General features: G+C 69.9%; 2 protein-coding genes. One reads left to right on the forward strand and one right to left on the reverse strand.

Annotated elements, in window-relative coordinates; translation table 11 throughout:
• The coding region (locus IY392_RS09735; RefSeq protein ID WP_228549232.1) for a DUF3068 domain-containing protein at positions 1 to 1330 on the reverse strand (1330 nt) is incomplete at its 3' end.
• Positions 1331 to 1431: 101 nt separating this feature from the next.
• On the opposite strand from IY392_RS09735, the gene IY392_RS09740 reads away from it, so the two are divergent.
• A partial coding sequence (locus IY392_RS09740) for an acyltransferase (protein ID WP_194861092.1) occupies positions 1432 to 2196 on the forward strand: 765 nt, incomplete at its 3' end.

Raw genomic sequence — 2196 nt, forward strand, 5'->3', positions numbered from 1 at the left:
TGCCTCTGCCGGTCGGACCCCCCGCGCCTCCGCGGAGGCCCAGCAGGATCCCGCCGAGGACGGCCAGGACGCCCAGCACTCCGAGCACCGCCGGCAGGATGCGACCGAACGTGTTGAGGGTGTCCGCCGTCTCCTGGGCGGCGGACAGGGTCCGCTCCTGGGTCTCCTCGTTCCACCCGGACTCGAACCGGACGGCCGTCCGGGTGGGCTCGGCCCGCTCCTCCTCCATGCCCGCCGCGTCGTTGACGAAGGCCTCCGCCTCGTCCTGGTCCTCGGCGAAGAACTGGTAGATGTTCTCGCTGCCGTTGATGATCTGACCGGTCTCGGGGTTCACGTACACCGTGCGGGTGTTGGTGTAGAAGCGCCGCATGTCGACCTCGCGCTCCGGGTCACCCGCCAGACCCCACTGTCCCGCGGTCATGCCCTCGCGCCGGTAGCTGGCCAGGACGGCCTCCACGGCGGGGTCGTACCCGTCGCTGATCGACGCGAAATGATCCCGGATCGAGGACCACATGTCGATCGGCCCGAGCTCCTGACGGAACTCGTACGCGTCGATGCCGCCCACGGTGGTCTCACCGACGAAGGAGATCGGGTTGGTGGTGAAGGTGCTGGCGTCGAAGTAGTCGTAGTCCCGCTGCTCGGTGTCGAACGGGAACTTGTACTGCAGTCCCCGGCGGACGAACCCGGCCGGTGCGGTCTCGTCGCCGGCACCGGTGGCGACCAGCTGCAGGGTGCTCACGGCCTCGTCGGTCGGCTCGGCGGTCACCCGGTCCACGGTGACCCGGTCGATCGACGCGTTGACCAGGCCCTCGACCCCGTCCGAACCGGTCTTGTCCTCGCGGAGCAGCGACTGCGCGGCCTGGAACGTGATGACCTCGGAGTCCGACGGCTCCACCGCCTGGACGCGGCGCTGCGAGTAGAGCGGGATGTCGTTGTCGATGAAGCAGGTGACCGGGAACTGGACATCGGCGTCGTCAGCCGCCGGGCCGTCCGGGGTCTCGACGACCTGCTCCTCGTCGGTCGCACCCTCATCGGGCGAACCGCCGGCCGCGTCCTCGTCGTCGCCGTTCGCGCCCCCGGCGCGGCACTCGGGGCGGTCGGCGTTGAGCTCGGTCGGTGTGTTACCGGCCAGCGCCGCGCCGACCAGGACCGCACCCTGCGTGGTGTTGGTGACAGTGGTGGTGTTGATGTCCAGCGGGGTCTTCTTCTGCGTCGGCACCACGAAGAAGACCAGCGCCAGTGCGATAGTGATGAGGAACGCTCCGAGCCCGACGAGGACCAGTGCGGGCACTGACGACCTCCGTCCCGCGGAACTGCTCTGTCGTGCCATCGGTTGTCCTCCTGGAGTCGCCCTGGATCCACCGGTTACCCCCGGGTAGCTTCCCGGGTCGGTCGCCGGACCGGACCATCATCAGGAGAAGATTAACAGTGATGAAGAACGCATTCGCCACCCCCGACCGACAAGTCGGAACTCTCCCGTCCGCCACCGGCTTCGTGCCGGCGTTGGAGGGCTTCCGCGCGGTCGCCGCGATCGCCGTCCTCACCACTCACGTCGCGTTCCAGACCGGGTCCTCCACGGGATCGGCGATCAACCGACTCTGGGGCCGGTTCGACCTGTCCGTGGCCGTGTTCTTCGCGCTCTCCGGCTTCCTGCTGTGGCGGGCCCACGCCCTGCACGCCCGACAGGGCGGACCCGGCACCGCCCGGTCACCGGGGTCCTACCTGCGCTCCCGCCTCGTCCGCATCATGCCCGCCTATCTCGTCGTGGTGGCCACGGTGTTCCTCCTCATCCCCCAGAACGCTCGCACCTCGGCCTCGACCTGGATCGCCAACCTGACCCTGACGCAGGTATACGTCCCCGACTCGCTGGTCGAGGGCCTGACCCACGCGTGGTCGCTGTCCGTGGAGATGTCGTTCTACCTCGTTCTGCCGCTGCTGTGGTGGGCGCTGGCCGGGCTCCGGGGCCGCGCGGCGCGGTGGCGGATCCCGACGATCGCCGCCGTGGGGGTACTGAGCCTGGCGTGGGCTCTGGTCCCCTGGTACGAGCTGGGGCTACCCGAACGGGTCAACGACCAGATCCTGCCCCCGGCGTTCGCCTCCTGGTTCGCGGCGGGGATGATCCTCGCCGAGCTCGCCGCCGCCCCGCCCGGTCGGCTGGCGGCGCTGGCCCGACACCGCCACGCGCGGTGGGGGTGG

Origin of the sequence: Dietzia sp. SYD-A1, assembly GCF_015356725.1 — a bacterium.
In the GTDB taxonomy this organism is placed as follows: Bacteria; Actinomycetota; Actinomycetes; order Mycobacteriales; family Mycobacteriaceae; genus Dietzia.